The organism is Anabaena lutea FACHB-196, assembly GCF_014698305.1.
GTDB classification, from domain to species: Bacteria; Cyanobacteriota; Cyanobacteriia; order Cyanobacteriales; family Nostocaceae; genus Anabaena; species Anabaena lutea.
Genome location: NZ_JACJST010000009.1, coordinates 95177 through 114445, shown reverse-complemented (window position 1 = coordinate 114445; position 19269 = coordinate 95177). Strand labels below are relative to the sequence as shown.

At 39.1% G+C, this 19269-nt stretch carries 18 protein-coding genes; 10 read left to right on the top strand and 8 right to left on the bottom strand.

Annotated features, from left to right (window positions below):
* Window positions 1–8: 8 nt before the first annotated feature.
* The 5 genes from H6G59_RS11935 to H6G59_RS11915 all read left to right on the top strand — a co-directional run bounded on the left by H6G59_RS11935 (window position 9) and on the right by H6G59_RS11915 (window position 4839).
* Window positions 9–737, top strand: coding sequence for an ABC transporter ATP-binding protein (locus H6G59_RS11935; RefSeq protein WP_190714674.1), 729 nt, complete (start codon window positions 9–11; stop codon window positions 735–737).
* A 130-nt stretch (window positions 738–867) separates the two neighbouring features.
* Window positions 868–1599 (top strand): carbonic anhydrase, encoded by a 732-nt coding sequence (locus H6G59_RS11930; RefSeq protein WP_190714672.1) that lies wholly within the window; start codon window positions 868–870, stop codon window positions 1597–1599.
* A 208-nt stretch (window positions 1600–1807) separates the two neighbouring features.
* Window positions 1808–2275: a M67 family metallopeptidase gene (locus tag H6G59_RS11925; protein ID WP_190714670.1), complete on the top strand. Its 468-nt coding sequence runs from the start codon at window positions 1808–1810 to the stop codon at window positions 2273–2275.
* Between the two features lie 33 nt (window positions 2276–2308).
* A complete protein-coding gene (moeB, locus tag H6G59_RS11920) occupies window positions 2309–3481 on the top strand; it encodes a molybdopterin-synthase adenylyltransferase MoeB (RefSeq protein ID WP_190714668.1) in 1173 nt (390 codons plus the stop codon).
* A gap of 164 nt (window positions 3482–3645) precedes the next feature.
* Complete coding sequence (locus H6G59_RS11915) at window positions 3646–4839, top strand: MFS transporter (protein WP_190714666.1); 1194 nt, start codon at window positions 3646–3648, stop codon at window positions 4837–4839.
* Between the two features lie 92 nt (window positions 4840–4931).
* Here H6G59_RS11915 and purB read toward each other — a convergent pair whose 3' ends face one another.
* The 4 genes from purB to H6G59_RS11895 form a co-directional block, all read right to left on the bottom strand.
* Window positions 4932–6227 (bottom strand): adenylosuccinate lyase, encoded by a 1296-nt coding sequence (purB, locus tag H6G59_RS11910; RefSeq protein ID WP_190714665.1) that lies wholly within the window; start codon window positions 6225–6227, stop codon window positions 4932–4934.
* 70 nt (window positions 6228–6297) lie between these two features.
* The gene (locus H6G59_RS11905; protein ID WP_190714664.1) at window positions 6298–6819 is read right to left on the bottom strand and encodes a DUF421 domain-containing protein; all 522 of its coding nucleotides are present in this window, start codon (window positions 6817–6819) and stop codon (window positions 6298–6300) included.
* A gap of 177 nt (window positions 6820–6996) precedes the next feature.
* Entirely contained in the window at window positions 6997–7902 is a 906-nt protein-coding gene (locus H6G59_RS11900; protein WP_190714663.1) for a YihY/virulence factor BrkB family protein, read from the bottom strand.
* Between the two features lie 433 nt (window positions 7903–8335).
* Window positions 8336–8497 carry a hypothetical protein gene (locus tag H6G59_RS11895; protein ID WP_190714662.1) on the bottom strand — a complete coding sequence of 54 codons (162 nt, stop codon included), beginning with the start codon at window positions 8495–8497 and terminating at the stop codon, window positions 8336–8338.
* Window positions 8498–8577: 80 nt separating this feature from the next.
* Here H6G59_RS11895 and H6G59_RS11890 point away from each other — a divergent pair, with 80 nt between their 5' ends.
* From H6G59_RS11890 to H6G59_RS11880, 3 genes are all read left to right on the top strand, one after another.
* Complete coding sequence (locus H6G59_RS11890) at window positions 8578–9987, top strand: sensor histidine kinase (RefSeq protein ID WP_190714661.1); 1410 nt, start codon at window positions 8578–8580, stop codon at window positions 9985–9987.
* 222 nt (window positions 9988–10209) lie between these two features.
* Window positions 10210–10551, top strand: a complete 342-nt coding sequence (locus H6G59_RS11885) for a DMT family transporter (RefSeq protein WP_190714659.1) — start codon at window positions 10210–10212, stop codon at window positions 10549–10551.
* A gap of 432 nt (window positions 10552–10983) precedes the next feature.
* The gene (locus H6G59_RS11880; RefSeq protein WP_190714657.1) at window positions 10984–12087 is read left to right on the top strand and encodes a polysaccharide pyruvyl transferase family protein; all 1104 of its coding nucleotides are present in this window, start codon (window positions 10984–10986) and stop codon (window positions 12085–12087) included.
* A 120-nt stretch (window positions 12088–12207) separates the two neighbouring features.
* On the opposite strand, the gene hpsE is transcribed toward H6G59_RS11880, so the two are convergent.
* The gene (hpsE, locus tag H6G59_RS11875; RefSeq protein ID WP_190714654.1) at window positions 12208–13152 is read right to left on the bottom strand and encodes a hormogonium polysaccharide biosynthesis glycosyltransferase HpsE; all 945 of its coding nucleotides are present in this window, start codon (window positions 13150–13152) and stop codon (window positions 12208–12210) included.
* Between the two features lie 452 nt (window positions 13153–13604).
* On the opposite strand from hpsE, the gene H6G59_RS11870 reads away from it, so the two are divergent.
* Together H6G59_RS11870 and H6G59_RS11865 are read left to right on the top strand one after the other, a co-directional pair.
* The gene (locus H6G59_RS11870; protein ID WP_242038853.1) at window positions 13605–14885 is read left to right on the top strand and encodes a glycosyltransferase family 2 protein; all 1281 of its coding nucleotides are present in this window, start codon (window positions 13605–13607) and stop codon (window positions 14883–14885) included.
* Between the two features lie 259 nt (window positions 14886–15144).
* Complete coding sequence (locus H6G59_RS11865; RefSeq protein WP_190714650.1) at window positions 15145–15414, top strand: hypothetical protein; 270 nt, start codon at window positions 15145–15147, stop codon at window positions 15412–15414.
* A gap of 113 nt (window positions 15415–15527) precedes the next feature.
* Here H6G59_RS11865 and H6G59_RS11860 read toward each other — a convergent pair whose 3' ends face one another.
* The 3 genes from H6G59_RS11860 to H6G59_RS11850 form a co-directional block, all read right to left on the bottom strand.
* Complete coding sequence (locus H6G59_RS11860) at window positions 15528–16694, bottom strand: pyridoxal phosphate-dependent aminotransferase (protein WP_190714648.1); 1167 nt, start codon at window positions 16692–16694, stop codon at window positions 15528–15530.
* 388 nt (window positions 16695–17082) lie between these two features.
* Window positions 17083–18027 (bottom strand): heme o synthase, encoded by a 945-nt coding sequence (locus H6G59_RS11855; protein ID WP_190714646.1) that lies wholly within the window; start codon window positions 18025–18027, stop codon window positions 17083–17085.
* 174 nt (window positions 18028–18201) lie between these two features.
* Entirely contained in the window at window positions 18202–19125 is a 924-nt protein-coding gene (locus H6G59_RS11850) for a COX15/CtaA family protein (protein ID WP_190714643.1), read from the bottom strand.
* Window positions 19126–19269: the final 144 nt, after the last annotated feature.

The following is a 19269-nucleotide window of genomic DNA, read 5'->3' as shown; positions in this document are numbered from 1 at the left end:
AACGACTAATGACTAATGATTATTTATTAGAAGTGGAAAATGTCTACGCTGGATATATCAAAGATGTAGATATATTACAAGGTGTAAATTTTCGAGTATTACCTGGCGAATTAGTCACCGTTATTGGTCCTAATGGTGCTGGTAAATCCACCTTAGCAAAAACCATATTTGGACTTTTAACACCCCACACAGGCACAATTACCTTCAAAGGGGACAATATTGCCGGGTTAAAGTCCAATCAAATCGTCCAACGGGGAATGTGTTATGTCCCACAAATAGCCAACGTTTTCCCTTCCCTGACGATTGAAGAAAACCTGGAAATGGGAGCCTTTGTGCGAAATATTCCCATTAAACCCCTAAAAGATAAAATATACACCATGTTTCCCAGATTAAGCGATCGCCGTCGTCAACGTGCAGGAACCTTATCTGGTGGGGAAAGACAGATGTTAGCGATGGGTAAAGCTTTGATGTTAGAACCCAGTTTACTACTTTTAGATGAACCTTCTGCGGCTTTATCTCCCATCTTGGTAACGCAAGTATTTGAGCAAATTAAACAAATTAACCAATCGGGTACAGCCATTGTCTTAGTAGAACAAAACGCGCGTAAAGCCTTGGAAATGGCTGATCGTGGTTGTGTATTAGAATCAGGACGAGATGCTATTTCTGGAACTGGTAGAGAATTGTTAACTGATCCCAAAGTGGGAGAATTATATTTAGGTGCAGGGAAGAAGCATTAAATCAATCTTAATAAGAAAAACTTTACAAAAAATTACTCATCTGAGAAAAAGCAAAAAATGCCAAAACAGCAGCTTTATGAGTTGTATATAAATGGTATAACCAAATTATCTGTTTTCAGGTAATTAAGGAATGAGTAAAATTAACGGATTTGTAGGTCGCCGTAACTTTTTAAAATTAGCAGGGGTAGGTAGTCTTGGCATTGGAGTAACTGCTGCTAGTACTATACTCTTAAAAGGAGAGCCGGCTATAGCAGACAACCCACCTACATCTGTCAAACCACAACCAATTAGTCCAGACGCAGCCTTAAAAAGTTTGGTAGCAGGAAATCAGCGATTTGTAGAAGGAAAACGTCTTAATCCTCACCAATCAAAATCGCGTTTGCAAGAAACCGCTCTAGCCCAATATCCATTTGCAGCTATACTAGGTTGCGCTGATTCTAGAGTACCTGCGGAAATTGTCTTTGATCAAGGACTAGGAGATTTATTTGTAGTTCGTGTTGCTGGTAATGTTGTTAGTCCAACAGCAATTGGTAGTTTAGAATTTTCCACAGCAGTATTAGGCGCTCAGTTAATTGTAGTTCTGGGTCATGCCAAATGTGGTGCAGTAGCAGCAGCAATCAAAGGTGATCCCTTACCAGGAAGAATTGGTACTTTTGTCGAAGAAATCAAACCAGCTGTAGAAAGCGTTAGAAATAAAACTGGTAATTTAGAAGAAAATTCTATTATTGCCAATGTTCAATATCAGGCGCAAAATTTGGCAGAAAGTTCGACAATTTTAAGCGGTTTGATTAAAGAAGGTAAACTGAAAATTGTGGGCGGACGTTATGACCTAGCTACAGGAAAAGTTACGATAGTAACATAATTATAGCGATGCTTTTTTCTTAATGACACAAGTAGGGTGAGCATTGTTCACCCTAATAGTAAATAGTAATTTTTAACCGCAGATGTAGACAACCTACGGGTGTCTTCTCGAATTGGGCAATTCTAAAATAAAAATAGAACGAGTAGTACACACAACCTCTAAAAACATATCCTCTTAATCTGCGTTTATCTGCGGTTGAAAATCAAAAATGAACCTCAAACTCCACCCAGAACATTTACAAATTATCAACAATCACGCCGAAAACACCTATCCTGAAGAATGCTGTGGGATCATGCTAGGCCATATGGCTGAAGATAGCAAAACCCTGATTACAGTCATACCCACAGAAAACGCCTGGAATCAAGAAGCGGTGAATTTTACAGCAGAAGCCCAGAGTACCAAGAGAAGATATGCGATCGCACCCGCTTTCATGTTACAAATGCAAAGGGAAGCCAGAAACCGCAACTTGAGTATAATTGGTATCTATCATTCCCATCCTGATTACCCCGCTATCCCTTCAGAATGGGATAGACTCTATGCTTGGCCAGAATACTCATATATAATAGTTTCCGTCCAAAATGGTAAAGCTTGTGAACTGCAAAGTTGGAGTCTTGACGAAAACCACCAGTTTCAAGCCGAAACAATCGAAGATATAAACTTAACAATTTTAAGTTAACATTAATACTCCGCGCTTTCCCATTCAACTGCTATGCTAAATCCCAATCTGGATGAAATCCAGTTGACTAAAGACGACTACGAACGCTACTCCCGTCACTTAATCTTGCCAGAAGTGGGACTGGAGGGGCAAAAACGCCTCAAAGCTGCCAGTGTATTGTGTATCGGTACAGGTGGACTAGGATCACCATTGCTGTTATATTTAGCCGCAGCTGGTATTGGACGCATTGGTATTGTAGATTTTGATATCGTTGATACCTCCAATCTGCAACGTCAAGTTATTCACGGCACATCTTGGGTAGGTAAACCCAAAATCGAATCCGCGAAAAACCGTATTCACGAAATCAACCCCCATTGTCAAGTTGATTTATACGAAACTCGCTTAAGTTCCGAAAACGCCCTCGATATCATTCGTCCTTACGATATCGTAGTTGATGGTACTGATAACTTCCCCACCAGATATTTAGTTAACGACGCTTGCGTATTGTTAGACAAACCTAACGTTTACGGTTCCATTTTCCGCTTTGAAGGACAAGCAACCGTATTTAACTACGAAGGTGGTCCCAACTATCGTGATTTGTATCCAGAACCACCACCACCAGGAATGGTTCCCTCCTGTGCAGAAGGTGGTGTATTAGGGATTTTACCAGGCATGATTGGTATCATTCAAGCCACCGAAACAGTCAAAATTATTCTTGGTAATGGTAATACCCTCAGCGGACGCTTGCTGTTGTACAATGCCTTAGAAATGAAATTCCGAGAATTGAAACTGCGTCCTAATCCGATTCGTCCAGTCATTGAAAAGTTAATAGACTACGAAATATTCTGCGGTATACCTCAAGCGCAAGCAGAAGAAGCGAAACAGCAAATGGAAATTCAAGAAATGACTGTCACGGATTTGAAGGCATTAATAGACAGTGGTGCGAAAGACTTTGTATTGGTCGATGTCCGTAACCCCCATGAGTATGAAATTGCCAAAATTCCTGGTTCAGTATTAGTACCTTTACCTGATATTGAAACCGGTGATGGTGTTGCTAAGGTGAAGGAAATACTCAACGGACACCGCTTAATTGCTCATTGTAAAATGGGTGGACGTTCTGCCAAAGCCCTTGGTATTCTCAAGGAAGCCGGAATTGTGGGAACTAATGTCAAAGGTGGAATTAATGCTTGGAGTCAGGAAGTAGATTCTTCTGTTCCCCAGTATTAAATCAGAGTACCGAGTACCGAGTTCTGAGTACCGAGTACCTAGTTACACCTTATGGTGGGTTAGACGGGTAAGATAATCATAGTGAAGATTGCTATTTTTTACCATTGCGCCGTAACCCACCATTTATATTGATAAAAGACGGAAACTTTTCTTCCCATATCAATATGACTACCTCGAAATCTCAACCAAGTATTTTATGGGTACAAGTTTGGGTTTTAGCAGGTTTACAGGCAGCAATTACCTTGACTTGGTTGGTTTATAATACTTATTTACCCCAACTTTTAACTCAATTTGGTTTTCCCGCATCTTTAGCAGTTGGTATATTAGTTGTAGAAAATGCCTTGGCTGTGGTGATGGAACCACTGATGGGGGGACTTTCAGATCAAGCTAGACTAAAATTAGGAAGTCGCATTCCTTTTATCTTGGCAGGTGTAATTCTCGCTGCAACTTTGTTAATTGCTATCCCCTGTATTGTGACTTTCATTCCCCCAACTGAGGTGATACGGGGAATTTTACCATTAGCTTTGGTAGCTTGGGCTTTAGCAATGACTATTTTTCGTTCTCCAGCAATGTGCTTATTAACAATATATGCAATGCCGGCTGAGTTACCTTTAGCAGTCAGTTTTGTGACTTTAGCGGGAGGAGTCGTTGCTGCTTTTAGAGGAATTGCTAATCAGTTTATTCTTAGTTTAGGTGCAATTTTGGCGTTTGCGATCGCTTCCTTTGTTCTTCTTGCTGCTGCATTTGCGTTACGCTTTGTCCAACCCCCAGCAATACCAACAGCACAACAAAATCTAGAAACACCCAAAATACCTCTCAAAAACTTAGGTTTAATCTTAGTTACCGGTTTTACTGTCGGTTGGGGTTCCCGTTTACTGATGGATACTTTAAGCAAAACCCTGAAAACTCAACTTAATACTAATGATATAACTGCAATCATGGTTTGGTTTGGATTAGCTCTGGCTGTTGCTGCTTTACCCGCAGGTTTCTGTGCAGTCAAGCTAGGAAATCGTCGAGTCATGCTCGCAGGTGTCGGTATAACTGTTTGCTCAATTTTGGCAATGGTATATATGCGCGCACAGATTCCCATCATATTTTTTATCATAACTGGATTTAGTTTAATTGTCAATGGGGTAATTCCCTTTGCTTTGGAGTTAATGCCTCAACGCTGGGCTGGGTTAGGAATTGGGACGTATTTTGGGGGATTTTCCTTGGCAATGAGTCTATTTAGTGTAGTTTTTCCCCCAGGGATGACACTTGTAGTCAGTGGATTTGGGGGTGCGGTGGCGTTTTTGGTGGCTGGTGGGTGTATTTTTTTAACGCAGAGCAAAGAGGGGGAAATAATTCGTAATTCGTAATTCGTAATTCGTAATTCGGTTATTTATCCCCACATCACCGCGTCACCGCGTCTCCCCCTCTCCGCGTCTCTCCTCCTTAATGAGAGCAGGAATTAAATACCCAGCCTTTGATAAACTTGGTCTAAATGCTTGAGATGCTGCTGTGGATCAAAGCAGGTTTCTATTTCTGCTGATGACAACTTTTGAGTAACACGGGGATCTTTGCTAATCAAATCGCGGAAATTACCTTCTGGTTGATTCCAAGCTGTGTGTGCGTTTTGTTGAACGATCGCATAAGCTTCTTCGCGGTTGAGTCCTTTGTCGATCAAAGTCAGTAAGACTCTTTGACTGAAAACTACACCACCATAGCAGTTAAGATTCCGTTCCATATTCTGGGGATAAACCAGCAGATTTGTCACTAAGTCGGTGATTTCATGCAGCATAAAGTGGGTTAAAATGCAAGCATCTGGTAAAACTACCCGTTCTACAGAACTGTGAGAAATATCTCGTTCGTGCCATAAAGCTACGTTTTCTAAGACTGCACCTGCATGACTTCTCACTAATCGCGCCATCCCAGTGAGTCGTTCTGAACGAATGGGGTTACGCTTGTGGGGCATAGCACTGGAGCCTTTTTGGCCTTTGGCGAAGAATTCCTCAACTTCCAAAACGTCGGTTTTTTGGAGATTGCGAATTTCTACCGCAAAGCGTTCAATGGATGCAGCAACAAGGGCTAATTGCTGTACATAATCAGCATGGATATCGCGGGAAATAACTTGTGTAGAGGCGGTATCGGGTTTGAGTCCGAGTTTTTGACAAGCGATCGCTTCTACACGAGGTTCGATATTAGCATAAGTTCCGACTGCCCCAGAGATTTTACCTACAGCTATGGTTTTGCGGAGAATTTGCAAGCGTTCTTGGTGTCGTAACACTTCTGCTAACCATCCAGCTAACTTAAAACCAAAAGTTATTGGTTCAGCGTGAATTCCATGCGATCGCCCAATCATCACAGTATAACGGTGTTCTCTGGCTTTATGGCGAATTGCCTGGATTAAATCTTCTAGGCGTAGCAACAGCACATCCAAACTCGCAACCAATTGCAGCGCTAACGCCGTATCCAACACATCCGAACTTGTTAAACCCAGGTGAATATAGCGTCCCGCATCACCTACATATTCATTGACATTTGTCAAGAAAGCGATCATATCATGGCGGACTTCAGCCTCAATTTCTAGCACCCGCTGAGGGTCAAAATTCGCCTTAGACTTAATTTCTGCAACCGCCTCTGATGGAATGTAACCCAATTCTGCCTGTGCTTCGCAAACAGCAATTTCTACTTGCAGCCAGGTTTGTAGCTTATAGTTTTCATTCCACAGATTGCCCATTTCGGGCAAAGTATAACGCTCAATCACATTCAGGCATCTAATACAACCGTCATATTTTACATTTTAATTAGGGTTTCTAATTTGTTCCTTTCGCTTTTTACTCAATAGTAGAATTAGTTTGAGATTCTGTGGAGATGATACTAATGCTACCGTCACCTTCCAAATATGCAAACTTCACTTCATCCACGAATTCCACACCATGCTGACGTAACTTGCTCATCAACTCATCTTCTGTAATTAATTCCCGTTTTAAGTGTCGCTTAATCAAGCGTCCATTTTTGATCAGTAGCAATGGAGGAGGATTAATAACTCGCTGAAATTCAGGAAATTTGTAACCTGACCAGTTCACCAGGAAACTCCAAAAAATTACAGTGCCTACTAAAATAGCACCTTCAGTAATTGATGTATAACTACCCGCCATTGCATTTTGCGCCGCTTCTGCAAACAGCACAACTACAAGCAAATCTGCAATTCCTAAAGTTCCCAATTGTCGGCTAGGTAGTAGGCGTAATACTGAAAATAGTGCCAAATAAACCAACGAGCCACGGATAATGAGTTCTGGGACACTCATACTGGGAACAAAAATTCCATACCAATCGACGAAAAATAATTTTTCCATATCTGAACTCCTAAACTTTTTCTTTCAATTCATCAATAAGACTTTTCACACTGTCCCCTGTTTCCTCCTATACTTTTGGATATAGCAAAGGACAAGGCGGTAGTTCACGAACCAATGCTAAAACTTAGACAATAAAATGCTTCTAGCACTGTCACCTGTTAAAAGTCACCTGCTATATCAACGATACTCTGGGTTATTTTTTTCCTTAGGGTTTATGGATACAGCGTTCTTTGTAGGAATGATGCGATTACCATATTTTCTGGCATAAACTTGAGTGAACTCAGCACCAAAAAAGAGAATTTGGGCGGCATAGTAAACCCAAGCGAGAATTACCATCAATGAACCAGCTGCACCGTAAGTAGAAGAAAAACTGCTGTTACCTAGATAACGTCCTAATAAAAACTTGCCCAAGGAAAATAAAATTGATGTGATCACCGCACCAATTAACACATCACTCCAAGCAATTTTGACATCAGGTAGAACTTTGAAAATTAACCCAAACAGCACTGTAGTAATGCTAAAAGACAAAATAAAATTGATAATCTGCCAGATTATATCCACTCCTGGTAGCACATGAGTAAAGTATGTAGTTATCGCTGATAATGCTGCACTAATTACTAGAGAAACTAGCAGTAAAAATCCACTTCCTACCACCATAGCAAAGGACAAAAAACGCTGGTGAATAATATTAAAAATATTCCGTCCAGGTTTTGGTTTTACTTCCCAAATTGTATTTAAGGAATCTTGTAACTCTGCAAATAAACCTGTTGCACCCAGTAGCAGCACTAAAATACTAATAATAGAAGCGATATTTCCCTCCTCTGGTTTACTGGCATTTTTAATCGCTAGTTCTATAAATTCTGCTCCCTCTCTACCGACTAAACCTTGAATTTGCTGGACAATTTCACCTCTAGCTGCCTCCTCACCAAATAGAGTTCCAGTAATGGCAATAACGATAATTAGTAAGGGTGCAAGTGAAAAAATGGTGTAATAAGCCAATGAGGCCGCTAACCGTGAGGCTTTATCTTCACTCCATTCTGTAAATGTTTCCTGCAACAGCTTCCAAATTGACCGAAAGTTCATTTTCATCAGTTTCCTTATCAAAAGATACTTTTTCTCCTGAGATATTTGATACTAATTTCCTTCATAGCCGCATCTTCCTAAGGGTGTTTGTCTAACTTCCTTGAGGTAGAATTTCGTGAAAAATATATAAGTAGTCGTGCAAAATAAATAAATTGCCTATTTAGGCGAGGGAATAGGCAACAGTAAACAAATACAGAGATTTTTATTTTTTGGCAAAATGTATAATTAATTTTGCTGAAGTACTTAAAAATTTACAAATTAATTCTTAAGTAATATCTACAGTATTTACACAATTGTCTAAGTAATTCAAATATCACTTAAGTAAATTTACTTAAGGGAAATATTCTAGGTCATTTTGGCTGATTTTAGCTTTAATCCTTAACTTTGAGTTAAAGGGTGGGTGCTAAGATTTATGGCATCCGCTTATTAGAAACTAAATTGATTCTGCTATATGCTTCACCCAAACCCTAGTATTTCGTGCGGCAATCTTGAGAAGGCCATAGCTGCCTACGGCGTTGGCATCGCTTGATTTGATTAATAACCGCACATTCAGTAAATGACCCAAGACAAATTGCGTAGCAAGAAGATTTGACACATTATATTTTGATACTAGCTTAAGCAATAATGCGGCTGTTAGTAACCGTCAATATTACCTGAATATTAAGGATTGCAAAAATGCTGGCTATGCATAGCATAAGAAGTGCTGATGAGTTGAACCTAAAACTAGAGTCAACTTTGCAGGAATTACCAGTTTGGACTGTTCAAATCGAGCTAGATCATCCAGGAAACGAATTAGCTGAACTTTTTGAAGAAGAACCTTTACTTCCAGGAATTATCTTAACTAGAAATCGGCAATGTGTAGGCATGATTTCACGGCGGCTATTTTTTGAGCAAATGAGCCGTCCTTATGGTTTAGGACTATTTGCTGGTAGACCTGTTGATTATCTATATAATTTTCTGCGACCAGAAATATGCATTTTACCTGAAGAGATATCGATTGTGGAAGCAACTCAGATAGCTTTAGGGCGATCGCAACAACTTGTCTATGAGCCAATTTTAATTACAGATCCATCTTGTCAGCATGGATTACTGGATTTTCATCAATTACTTTTAGCTTACTCTCATATTCATGTTTTAACTGTAACTCGATTACAAAAAGAAAAAGAACGAACCAGAGTAGCGCAAGCTGATTTTCGAGATCTTCAACACAATTACTCTCGATTGCTACAAAACGAAAAAATGATTGCCTTGGGACAACTTGTGGCTGGTATTGCACACGAAATCAACAATCCCATGAATTTTATTTATGGCAATCTCAACTATGCGACTGAATATGTTAAAGACTTACTAGATCTACTACAATCCTATCAACAAGAGCCTTCATACCCTGATGTGGTATCACAAGCAAAACTGAAGGGAATTGAAATCGACTTTATTATCGAAGATTTGCCAAAATTATTATCTTCTATGAAGGTTGGTGCTACCCGAATCAACGAAATTGTCTTATCGCTACGCAATTTTTCTCGCCTAGATCAGGCAGAAATTAAATTAGTTGATATTCATGAAGGCATAGAAAATACATTAATTATTCTAAGACATAACCTCAAAGCTAAACCTGACCGTCCTGAAATTAAGGTAATCAAAGAGTATGGAAATCTCCCTTTAATAGAATGTTATGCAGGGCAACTTAATCAGGTATTTATGAATATAATTGCTAATGCTATTGATGCTCTTTCAGAGAGTTACAAATTATCACTTTCTAGTCATGACTTAACTGCCACAAAGCACAAAGAACTGACAATATACATTCATACTAAACTAACTGATGACAATCAACTAATGATTAGTATCGCCGATAATGGACTAGGAATACCAGATAATATCCAAAAGCGCTTGTTTGACCCCTTCTTTACTACCAAACCCGTAGGTCAGGGAACTGGGTTAGGATTATCAATCAGCTATCAAATTATAGTTGAAAAACATGGCGGTCAACTTTTCTGTGTATCTACTCCGGGACAAGGTGCAGAGTTTATAATTAAAATTCCCATTGTTTCCGAAGATTTGAGACAGAAAGAAACTGATTAAAATAATTTGTAAGAGTGCTTACAGTCCGGTAAGAGATATAGACTATTATGTGGAACCAGGCTTTAGCTTACTTAGAGCAGGTAAAACAACCTAAGTATAGACGTATGTGCTGTAGGGTGAGGTATTTAAACCTTTAATTTTCTACTTATAGAATTTTATAGGTTAAATAGAGATAATTGAATAACCTTAATCCGGCAATCCTCTTCAGCATTTATAATAATTATGCCAATTAGTTGGGTTTACCTCATTATAGCAATTATTTTTGAAGTCTTCGGCACAACTTGCATGAAATTGTCTGAAGAATTCACTAAAATAGTTCCTTCAATTTTCATCTTTGTCTTCTATGGACTGTGTTTGACTTTTTTGACGCTTTCTCTCAGAAAACTTGAAGTTAGTATCGTTTATGCTGTTTGGTCTGGTTTGGGTACTATCGTCATTACTAGTATTGGTATTGTCTGGTTTCGAGAGTCTTTCACACTCGTAAAACTCATATCTATACTTTTAATACTTGTCGGAGTGATTGGTTTAAATTTAGGTGACTATTTGCAAAATTACAAGAATTAATCTTCATTCAAAAGTCAGGGTTTAGCATTGCTAAACCCCTACTATATAGCGACACTAAATGAGTCATGAACACATATTGTATAGTGGATGTTGGGTTACGAAGCAGTTTGATGATTTATCTGTGAGCGTTATAAGTTAATTACCGCGTCTAACCCAACCTACAAGATGTTCACAACTTCTGCAAGTATTGCTATGAGTCAATTTTGGAAAAATATTCCTAAAACCCATGTTCATCTTCAACAGATTTATTTTTGAAAATCAAATAAGTAGATTATTTGATATTATAATATAATATGGCATGATTGACTACTAAGTGTTAGGTAGGTTTAAATTGCCAGAGGATCGTTATCTTATCGACGAATATTGATATTTGAACGAAGGATTTAAGCAATTAACCATTTTTTATACCTTATTTACAGGAACAACACAGTTATGAAAAATATCATCGCTCAGACAATCAAAGAAGAATTACACAAAGCTTTAGGGCAATTAGATAGATTTGAATCATGTGCATTGCTGAACTATCCAGATTATCTTAATTTAGGAGATCATTTAATCTGGCTGGGGACTGTAATTTACCTAACTGATGTCTTAAAAACAAAAATTAAATACGCCTCTAGTATTGCAGATTTTTCTGCAACAGTAATGGAAGAAAAAATTGGTAAATCTCCCATATTTTTGCACGGAGGAGGTAATTTAGGAGATATTTGGCCTGTTGATCAACAGTTTCGAGAGCAGATTATTGCTAAATATCAAGATCGCCCAATTATTATTCTCCCACAAAGTATTTTCTTTAGCAATTTAGATAATCTTAAAAAAACCGCAGATATATTTAATTCCCATCCTAATTTAACTATATTTGTCCGTGATGATCGTAGCTATCAAATTGCCGCAGAATCTTTTGATAAATGCCGAATTATTAAATCACCTGACATGGCTTTTCAATTACTAAATTTACCAGCTTTATCCCATAGTTTTAGCCCTAAGGAATCAATTCTCTTTCTCTGTAGAACAGACAAAGAATTAAATCAGGGATTTTCAGTAGACAATGTCAAAATTCCTAATTTAGTGGTACAAGATTGGGTTTCATGTAAATGGGTGCTAGGAGTTCGTCACAGAGGTATAAAACGTTTTGTTACCCAAATGGTAAGAGAAGTTTGGCAACGCGGTTTGATGACTCCAGTTGAGTGGATATATCGGCAGAAATGGCAATCCATTTATTCTAATACTGATAAATTTAATCAAATGTATAATCCTTCTATGCACAAACTTTTATGGAGTTTTATGTACAGTGGTATTTATCAATTTCAGCAACATCAACTAGTTATTACCAATCGTTTGCATGGACATATTCTTTGTATTCTATTAGGCATTCCTCATGTTTTTTTACCTAATGCTTATTACAAGAATGAAGCTTTTTATGAAGCATGGACAAAAGACATCCCATTTTGTCGATTTGTTAAAGATACTACACTAATTGAATCTGCGGTACAAGAACTTTTAGAATTAAGTAAATCAGGAAAATTTAATGTCTAAAACCTATTTTGAGCTAGAATAAATTCTTGAAGTTGAAGGCTGAATGACTATCAGTATCACATTGAAAATATTCAGCCAACTGCACTGCTGTAGGTAAAAGTTTCCTCAGTTAATTATCAATCAATTAGTAATTGAGAATCGGTTTTTCCAATGATAAAAAGGACTGAGAGAAAGACTTATAAGCAGTTTCATTTCTCCATTGATCACAACATCTGTTTTTAAAGAATTTCGGTTTTTTATATAAAAAACAATTGCTTTCCTAAAATCATTAATCATGTATATAAGACTGATCACAGGTCTTTGCCAAGGTTGATAATTTAGCATTCGGAAATAATAACGACATAACCCATTTTGACGGAAAAATTTTCTTAAATACTCCTGTTCAAAACGTGATTTAGGAATTAAATGATCTAATTCCATTTCGGCATTAAACCAGATTTTCCAGCCTTTCTGCCACAGATAATGTAACATCTCTAAATCTTCACTTGTTTGGGGCAATAAAGGAATTGCTGGAATACTGTCTAGCCATGCTTTTTTACGAATAACTATTCCCGCACCAGGGGGAAACATTCTTTTTTTACTTGATGGATATTTTTCGTTATAGCAATAATTTTTATTACCTTCTATAAGTGCAAAAAATCTAGCTATTCTTTCAAATCCTGGAGGAGGTTCGACTTCAAATTTTCCATGAATTTGTCCCCCATAAGCACCTGCATCTGCATGAGTTTGTCCAAAACTGTAAGCTGCTGCTACCCAATTAGGATAGGGTAAATTATCATCATCTAAAAATCCAATTAAATCACTTTGTGCTTCTCGAATAGCACATCTCCGAGCAAAAGCGAGTCCTTTTTCCGCTTCAAAATAATATTTCAGAGAACAGGGTTCAGTCCAATTAGATAAATAGTCTTTTACTACCTCAGCAGTCTTATCGGTGCTATTATTATCGATAATGAGAATTTCCCAATAAATTTTTTCTGTTCCTATTTGCGATCGCAATTTTTCTAAGACATCTAGTACACGTTTTTCCCCATTGTAGGTACAGATAGCAACTGTAAAATCAACCATAGAAGCTTTTCCCTATAAACTTTGTGAGTTAATATCGGTGAATGAAATGTCTGCTGTAAGCCTAGCTATACCTAATGTCTAAAGTACTGTAAAAACTCAGTTATCTGCGTAACCGATCTAATCGTATCGCCACAAATGGGATTTGACAAATTAAATCTACCATTAGGCATAATACGCTCTATAAAGGACAACTTTATCCAAAATTTTCTCTACACTACAGAAAATATTGTGCATTTTCGCAGTTGAAAATAGCGATTTATTGCCAAAATTTACCATAAAATCGCAAAAACGCAATGTTTGTCTAGTTTTGTCTTTTTTTTTACCCCAACCCTGGAAGTAATTTTTACTCATATATTGTTAATATTGACACATTTTTAATCTTTGATTACATAAGCTATTATTGACCAAAGCTGTAAATACTATCTTGCTGCTATATGAAACTCAGCTTGTGCATGATTGTTAAAAACGAAGAAACTGCCTTGCCAAAGTGCCTAAGTAGTGTTAAAAATGTTGTCAATGAAATTGTAGTCTTAGATACAGGATCAACTGACCAAACACCCCAAATTGCCCAACAGTTCGGGGCTAAGTTACATCATTTTGAATGGTGCAATAACTTTAGTAAAGCTCGCAATGAAGCTTTGAAATACGTCACAGGCGATTGGGTTTTAGTATTAGATGCTGATGAAAGCCTGACACCGGAAATTGTGCCGCAATTGAAAGCAGCAATTGATATAGAAGAATATCTATTAATTAATCTTGTGCGTCAAGAAGTTGGAGCAACACAATCACCTTATTCTCTGGTTTCTCGACTGTTTCGCAACCATCCAGATATATGTTTTGATCGCCCTTATCATGCGTTGGTTGATGATAGCATTACCGCTATTTTAGCTCAAGAACCTAATTGGCAAATTGGTTATTTACCAGGAGTAGCAATTCTCCACGCCGGATATCAAAAAGCTGTAATTAACCAACAAAATAAGTATACTAAAGCCGCAGCAGCAATGGAAGAATTTTTTGCAGCTAATCCTGATGATGCTTATGTTTGCAGTAAATTGGGGGCTTTGTATGTGGAAATGGGGAAAATTAAGGAGGGGATGGAGTTATTAACTAGAGGTTTAAAGCAGGCGCTTGGGAATCAAAATTACACAGGCAAAAACCGCCCACGCGGATTTAAAGATTTTCAATCTCAGCGAGGTAGGAATATTTTTTATGAAAACATGACGGACAATGAAACAAATTATGATATTTTGTATGAATTACATTATCACTTAGGAATTGCCAATACACATTTAAAAAATGTAAATCAGGCTATTTCTCATTATCAATCTGCTGTTAAATTGCCTATTTATCCTCTGTTGAAGTTAGGAGGATATAATAATCTGGGTAATTTGTTGAAAGGGTCTGGAGATTTACAAGGTGCGAAAAATGCTTATGAAACAGCTTTAAATATTGACCCTGGGTTTGTTTTTGGTCATTACAATTTGGGTATGGTAAATAAAGCAATGGGTTTATTTGCTGAAGCTATTGATGCCTATAACCAAGCTATCCTGTTAAATCCTGACTATGCAGAAGCTTATCAAAATTTGGGAGTAGTGCTGTTAAAGGTGGGCGATGTTAAAACCAGTTTAGCAGCTTTTGAAAGTGCGATCGCTCTCCATGAGCTACAAAACCCTCAAGAAGCGCAACGTCTGCGTCAAGGTTTGCAAGAAATGGGAATAATTCGTAATTCGTAATTCGTAATTCGTAATTCGTAATTCGTAATTTTCTCCCCTATTCCCTATTCCCTGTTCCCTGTTCCCTGTTCCCTGTTCCTTATTCTCTAACCCATGACGTTTTTCATCCTCAAATACATACTAAAGTCATGGTGACATTAGTGACTTTAGTAACTAGCTAATTCAAAATTCAACTCCTAGGATAGCTGGTGTGAGAAGTCAAACAATCACAAAATTTGATTTACTCAACCTGAAACAATTTGTTAACAGGAGAATTTTGATGAAAAAATTTATTACTGGTATTATGCTTGCTATTCCTTTAGTCATGACTGTTTTACCAGAACCAGCATCAGCACAATATAGAAGACCTGTACAAGTTGTCCAACGTCGAGTCGTCAACCGTAGACCTGTACAAGTTATTCAACGTCGAGTTGTCAATCGCAGACCTGTACAAGTTATTCAACGTCGTCGAGTCTGGGTTGCTCCTTATTGGACGCAACAACGTGGACGGAGAGTTCGCGTTCCTGGTCGCTATGAATGGAGAAATTAATGAGTTAATTATCATTACTTTTTATCTCCCTAACTCACCAGATTAAGGAGAGTTGGGGAGATATAATTTGTCTGTCTCATCATTATGGAAAATGGGTGATGAGATGATTGCTGTTAAATTCGAGAACGCACAAATTTCTCTAATCTATCCATTCCCTTTTCAATAGTCGCCATATCAGTAGCGTAGGAAAGGCGAATATTATTATCAGCGCCGAAAGCCACGCCCGGAATAACTGCAACTTGATGTGCTTCTAATAAAGCGTTGCAAAATTCCAGAGACTTTAAACCGGTTTTGCTGATATCAGGAAACAGGTAAAAAGCACCGTCTGGTTTAGCGGTACTCAAACCGGGGATAGCGTTGAGTCTATCTAACATTACCTGACGACGTTTAGCGAAAGCTTGGCGCATTTCTTCCACACAGACTTGGGAACCTTCCAAAGCCGCGATCGCACCATATTGAGCAAAGGTACACACATTTGATGTACTATGCCCTTGGATGGTACTGGCGGCTTTAATAATTTCCACAGGCCCTGCTAAATAACCAAGTCGCCACCCAGTCATCGAGTAAGCTTTAGCAAACCCGTTACTAATCAAGGTGCGGGAAAAAATCTCCTGACCTAGAGAACCGATGCTGACGTGTTCTACACCGTCATAGAGGATTTTTTCATAAATTTCATCAGAAACAACATAGATATCTGCATCAACTACTACTTTCGCCAAAGCTTTAATTTCCTCTGGCGTGTACACCATCCCTGTAGGGTTAGATGGAGAGTTGAGGACAAATAACTTAGTTTTTGGGGTAATTGCCTTTTGCAGTTGTTCCGGGGTAATTTTATAGCCAGTAGAAGCGTCCGTTTGCACAATTACTGGTTTACCAGCTGCTAAAATCACCATTTCTGGATAACTTAGCCAGTAGGGTGCAGGAATAATGACCTCATCACCCGGATCAATTAGCGCCATCATCAAATTGTACAAAGAATGCTTACCACCATTGGTGACAATCACATTCTCTGACTTATAATCAAGACCGTTATCTGTCTTCAGCTTTTGGGCGATCGCTTCCCTTAACTTTGGTTCTCCAGCGGCTGCACCATACTTGGTTTTGCCTTCATCCAAAGCTTTCACTGCTGCGGCTTTAATATGAGCCGGGGTGTCAAAATCCGGTTCTCCAGCGCTAAAACTACAAACATCTATACCCTCTGCTTTCATGGCCTTAGCTTTAGCTGCGATCGCTAAGGTTATAGAGGGTGTCACCTGACTTACTCTTGCTGCCAGCTTCATTCTACTTTATTCGGCGAATCTCTATCCTATCTAAGGATATCTCAGAATCCCAGTCGAGATTTGCCTTTTCCAAAAACCTTAACTCAAATCAAAATTTTCAACCTCAGCGAACCTCAGCGTTCCTCTGCGTTCCTCTGCGTTAAAAAAGCATATCTCAGAATCCCAGTCAAGATTTGCCTGTTCCAAAAACCTTAACTCAAATCAAAATTTTCAACCTCAGCGAACCTCAGCGCTTACCTCAGCGTTCCTCTGCGTTAAAAAAGCATATCTCAGAATCCCAGTCAAGACTTGCCTGTTCCAAAAACCTTAACTCAAATCAAAATTTTCAAACTCAGCTTACCTCGGCGTTAAAAAAAAGCGATAGCGCCAAGCACCATCGCTCTTTCTACTAACTAAACTGATTAACCACAGCACTTACCAAACTGTGAGTAATCGGTAAACTATCAACCACCATCGCTAAACACAACAGCATCATGTAAGAAATCGAATAAAGGAACAACTCTCTAGCTACAGTTCGATCTTCTGGATTTTGCAACAAGCGCCAAGCCTTGTGAACAAATACTCCCCCCAGTGTCAACGCGACAAAGGCATAGACAACACCACTGGCGTGTAAAGGATAGAACAGCAGCACAGTTGCCGTTACGGTAACTACAGTGTAATACCAAATCTGCCGTACAGTAGCCTTATCACCGGCTACCACAGGTAACATGGGTATTCCCACCTTGGCATAATCATCACGAATCATCAAAGCCAAAGCCCAGAAATGAGGGGGAGTCCACAAAAACACAATGGCAAAAATTAGCCAAGCAGCCCAGCTTAAAGTATCTGTTACAGCCGCCCAACCAACTAAGGCTGGAATCGCCCCCGCAGCACCACCAATGACAATATTTTGAGTGCTGTGACGTTTTAGCCAGTGGGTATAAACTAAAACGTAAAATACAATTCCAGAAAATGCTAAAAGTGCGGCTAATAAATTGGCAAAGACTGTGAGTAGGGTAAAAGAAGCAACAGCCAGAGCGATCGCAAAAATCAAGGCATCGCGGGGCTGTACCCTACCAGAAGGCATAGGACGATGGCGCGTCCGCTCCATATCATAATCTATATCTCGGTCATAGATACAGTTAATAGTCTGAGCGCTGGCAGCAGCCAAAGTACCACCCATCAGGGTTACTAGCAATAGGAAAGGGTCCACTTGTCCCTTTGCAGCAATCCACATACTCCCAGCAGTGGTAATTAACAGCAACGGAATAATGCGTGGCTTAGTTAGCTGGTAGTAGCTTTGAATTACTTGTAAAAATGTATCGTGGTGGCGAGAGACATTAGTCTCAATCATGTTGGCTCTACTTCCTTTCTCAGTTATCAGTTATCAGGTATCAGTTACCAGTTATCAGTTATCAGTTATCAGTTATCAATTTCATTCCTTGGGTATAAATCTCCCTATAAGACTGGTGGGAGGCTTTCGTGGCGCTTTTTATCCCTCACATAATTACTGATAACTGCTGACTGTTTACTGTTGACTGATTCCATGTGTTCTATCGCGTAGCCCTAAAACTGTAAACACTACTAAAGTACCCAGCAAAGTAGCACCTACAGCTTGGTGAGTCACAGTCAGAGGTTCAACTTGTAGATGTAAGCGAAAAGTGGCGACTCCCAACAGCAGTTGTAAAATCAATAAGCTCCCAGCCATATTTGCTAATCGGCGCAAAGCTGGGTGTAAGGCTGGAGTGCGCCACGAGATAAAAACGATTGCCAAAGTGGCCACCGTTGGTGGTATCAAGCCAAAAATATGGCTGTACATAACTCCACAAAGTTGAGAATCACCAAAGCATTGATGTAGCGCCCAGCGAGAACCCACCACAGCACCTAGTAAACTTTGTAGGTACACCAAAACCGAAGCTGCTAAACCCACCCAAGGCAGCTTACCAACAGTTCCAGTCCCCTGATATGGGCTAAGTGCCGTACCGATGACTAAGAGAGTAGTGAAAAACAATAGCGCCGTTCCCAAATGGGCGGTAACGATATCAAATCGCAACAATTCGGTGACAGTGAGTCCACCCAAAACACCTTGGAAGACTATTAAGAACAGGGCGAATGTCGAAGCCCAAGGTAGCCAGTTGGGTAAAACACGACGATGCCACCAGGATAAACCGGCAAGTGCGATCGCGCTAAAACCAATCAAAGCTGCGTCTAATCTGTGAAACCACTCCAAGAACACCTGGAGATTCATTTGCTTGGCTGGCACCAATTCCCCATAGCACAAAGGCCAATCAGGGCAAGCAAGTCCAGCATTCATCACGCGGGTGGCACTGCCTATGGCCATCAAAATCAAGGTGGCTATGCAAATTTTCCACACCAAGCGACGAATTACTTCCTTGGGGCTATTGTGTTGGGCTGCCGCTTCATTTTGTTGTTGTAGGACAAATTCGTTCATCAACGATACCTTCTGCCCGCTTGAGGTAGATATTCTTAAAATTATCTATTTGATCAGAAAAGACCTATCTACACCCTAACCTATGAGCTAGGGTTTAAATATTGGCTTTCACTTATACTTTGAATCACTTCAGGTACTTTTAGC